At 30.3% G+C, this 3,532-nt stretch carries 2 protein-coding genes and 2 pseudogenes; 1 reads left to right on the top strand and 3 read right to left on the bottom strand.

Going from position 1 to position 3,532, the window contains the following annotated elements:
* Positions 1–344: 344 nt before the first annotated feature.
* Positions 345–1,123, bottom strand: a pseudogene (gene map, locus BHE89_RS12505) (type I methionyl aminopeptidase).
* A gap of 12 nt (positions 1,124–1,135) precedes the next feature.
* Positions 1,136–1,318 carry a TA system antitoxin ParD family protein gene (locus tag BHE89_RS12500; protein ID WP_128860516.1) on the bottom strand — a complete coding sequence of 61 codons (183 nt, stop codon included), beginning with the start codon at positions 1,316–1,318 and terminating at the stop codon, positions 1,136–1,138.
* Between the two features lie 513 nt (positions 1,319–1,831).
* Here BHE89_RS12500 and BHE89_RS12495 point away from each other — a divergent pair.
* Positions 1,832–2,374, top strand: a pseudogene (locus BHE89_RS12495) (AAA family ATPase).
* Between the two features lie 52 nt (positions 2,375–2,426).
* On the opposite strand, the gene BHE89_RS12490 reads toward BHE89_RS12495, so the two are convergent.
* Entirely contained in the window at positions 2,427–2,672 is a 246-nt protein-coding gene (locus BHE89_RS12490; protein WP_069369384.1) for a hypothetical protein, read from the bottom strand.
* Between the last annotated feature and the right edge of the window lie 860 nt (positions 2,673–3,532).

The raw sequence follows: 3,532 nt of genomic DNA, 5'->3' as shown, positions 1-3,532 counted from the left end.
ATCTTTATTATTATTTAACTGACTAAACGCATTTTTGATCATTAGCTACCCATGAGCCCCATTCTTCTAAAATTTTTGAAATATTTTCCATATTAACATCCTTGTTCTTCATAAAATAATAATCGTGCTCTACAATTAATTAATAATATCCATTAACATTTAATGAATATTAATATAGCAATCAACGTGCAATTTACAACCTAGATTTATAAAGATATTAATTTGTTTGATAGAAATGGAAAATAAAAAAGACGATTAGCCACTTTAATTAAAAAATTTAAATAATTTTGAAATTATAAAAAGTATTTTATCTTAAAATGGCTATAAATATAAAAGAGTAGCAATTATGGTAATACTTCTTCAGGACGTAAAGTGAGCACTTCATATCCTGTTGCTGTTACTAAAATAGTATGTTCTGATTGAGCAGATAATTTTTTATCTCTTGTCACAACCGTTCCAACCATCTTTTTTGGTTTTTTATTTTTGCGCCACCTTGATTTATCATTGGCTCAATCGTAAAAGTCATCCCTTCTTTTAACTCAACCCCTTGCCCTTTAATACCATAATGTAGTACTTGTGGCGCTTCATGCATTTCTCTTCCTATTCCATGCCCACAGTATTCTCTTACTACACTATATCCATGACTTTGTGCAAAGCTTTGGATCGCATGGCCAATATCGCCTAATGTTGCACCTGGCTTTACTTCCTTAATACCTTCCCACATTGCTTGATATGTTGTTTTGGCTAATTTGCGCGCAATAGGAGATGCCTCTGGCATAATATACATTTTACTAGAATCAGCAATGAATCCGTTTTTTTCTAATGTAATATCAACATTAATAATATCTTTGCTTTTAAGGCGCTCATCTGCTTTTGGTACACCATGACAAACAACTTCATTGATAGATGTATTTAGCACATATTCATAACCATATTGACCTTTACTTGCAGGTCTTGCTTGAAGTTCATTGACAATAAAATCATCAACTTTATCGTTAATCTCTAGTGTAGAAACACCTGGTACAATAAAATCATCAAGCATTGTAAAAACTTTCGCTAATAAACGCCCTGATTCACGCATTAATTCAATTTCATCAGCCGTTTTAATCGTTATTTTATCCACTTTTCTTTCCTCTTATTCTACTTCTTGCTTGATGGCTTCTTTTTCCAGCATCTCATTGATAATCATTGGAAACGTTTTATCTGGGTTTAATTCTGCTTGAATACCAATTTTTATCCAAAACTCTGCCTGAGCATTAACAGAGCGTGACATCACATTACTTGCTTTTCGCAAGTACTCATGTAATTCATCAGAAATTTTTTACAATACCCACGCCAATCCTTATATATAAATCATTATAAAACATATACGTTCTATAATAGAATCAAACTCTATTTCTTTCAATTGTTATTAGATGCGGTCATAGACATAAAATGCCTAAATAAGAAAATGGGAGGTAATAACACTCAAATGATAAAAGAAATACGGGTGTAATTGGTATTGCACTTTTTGAATCAGAAGATCGGCAAACAAAAAACAATAAAATATGTCGTTATTGACTAAATCCTTTCTCAATAACCTCTACACACCAGCGTCTTGTGTCCCTTCTGACTTATCCATTAATTTTCCGCGACTAAAACAACGTAAGTTATTACGCTATTTTTTGATTAAGTAAAATAAAGCTACTTAAGAGTTATATTAGCATTTAATGCTTGTGTACTTTTTCTAGGTCTATTTTTATAGTATATTTAATGTCTAACAGCACTATTACTCCCCCCCTAATATCATCACTATTCTCTTTATTAATTATCCAAAATCATAGGAGCTATTATGCCTGTAAAATCACATCGAGTTATATTAACTGGAGGTCCTGGTTCTGGGAAAACCACACTAATAAATGAACTTAAAAATAGAGGTTATTCCTGTTCTTTAGAAGCAGGAAGAGCCATTATTCAAAGATCAAAATATTATTGAAGGAAATGCATTACCGTGGGTCGATCCTAACGCTTTTGCACAAGCAATGCTAATTTGGGAGTTACGATCATGGCATGAAGCAAGCAACAACAAAATACTTTATTTCTATGATCGAGGTCTCCCTGATATTGCAGGATATTTACTACTATGTGGTTTAACTATTCCTAATCACCTTGATAAGGCAATAACCTTATTTCGTTATTCCACAAATGTGTTTATCGCGCCACCATGGCCTGAGATTTATACCCAAGATCAAGAAAGAAAACAGACAGAAAAAAGAAGCAGAAGAAACTTATTTAGCTATGATAGCTATTTATAAAAAAATATAATTATAAGTTAATAGAGCTACCTAAAATTGGGATCACCGATAGAGTTAACTTTATTATTAATAAAATTTAAAAAATAATTATCAGCCAGTATTAATTACTGGCATAGATAATAGTGTTAATTTTTAATAAGAGGCCATAATCTGTAAATCAGGTTTTTCTCCTCGCATAATAGCTCGCTGTTGTTCATGAACAGCTTCATTAATTGCGTTTTGCTCTCCTTGTGTTCGAGTATTTTTACCACATACTAATGTAGAACACACTGGACTACCTATTTTATGGCTTCCTGAATTACCCATACTAAAAGTAACGTTATCAGTAGCACAGCCCAGTAATAGAAAAGAACATAATAAGGCGATTGCTATACGCATAATTTTTCCATATAAAATTAAATTTTAAATTGATATTAAAGTATTAATAGGCATCAAAAGTATAATGAGGCTTTTGTTTCCATTTGAATTCAACTGTCTGTTTTTCTTCATTCCAAATAGGCTCAGGAACAGGCATAGTAAAACTTATTTTTTGAATAGGCTTTAATGTTGAATGATTATTTAAATACTGATCGTTTACTGATGGTTTTACCTCATTTAAACCAACTTTAAAAACTTGGTTAAGTCTTTGTTTTTCTTTCTTTCACTTCCATTTCAAAGCGAGATTGCTTTCCTAACATAAAAACCAAGTTTATTATTAACTGCGTGACTATCAGGAGTGAGATTATTGGTGTGTGTTTCAATTAATTTAGTCTGAGTTGCTTTATTCGTGGTACATCCAGAGATTATAAATACAGAAAATAATAAAAAGTAATACATAAATTAAATATCAATAAGAAATAGGAATGAACAATTATTCCATAAAAATCGATTCACCAACAAAATAAATTTTTACATTTATATAAAAAATAAAAAAAATACACTCGTAAAATGACAATGATAAATTGTTTCAACTATAAATAAGCAAAAAAACACAGAATAAAAAAACACCCTAACACAAATAACAAGGTCATATGAAAACTATTGTCACTGAGTATATAGTAACTGCTATATTAAAATATAGTTATATGGAAATAAAAATGACATCAATAAGATGCCTGCTATTAATAAATCTTGCACTATTATTCCGCCATCAATATACACTCTATTTAATCATCTAAACCATTAGGTTATAAATGATATATTTATTTTTAATACATTTTCTTAGTAAGAGAATGTAATATTAAATTAAATTAAAACCA

Source organism: Shigella sp. FC1967 (genome assembly GCF_001743005.1).
Classification (GTDB): Bacteria; Pseudomonadota; Gammaproteobacteria; order Enterobacterales; family Enterobacteriaceae; genus Proteus.
The sequence above is the reverse complement of the archived record's forward strand: the minus strand, read 5'-3'. Positions and strand labels throughout refer to the sequence as shown.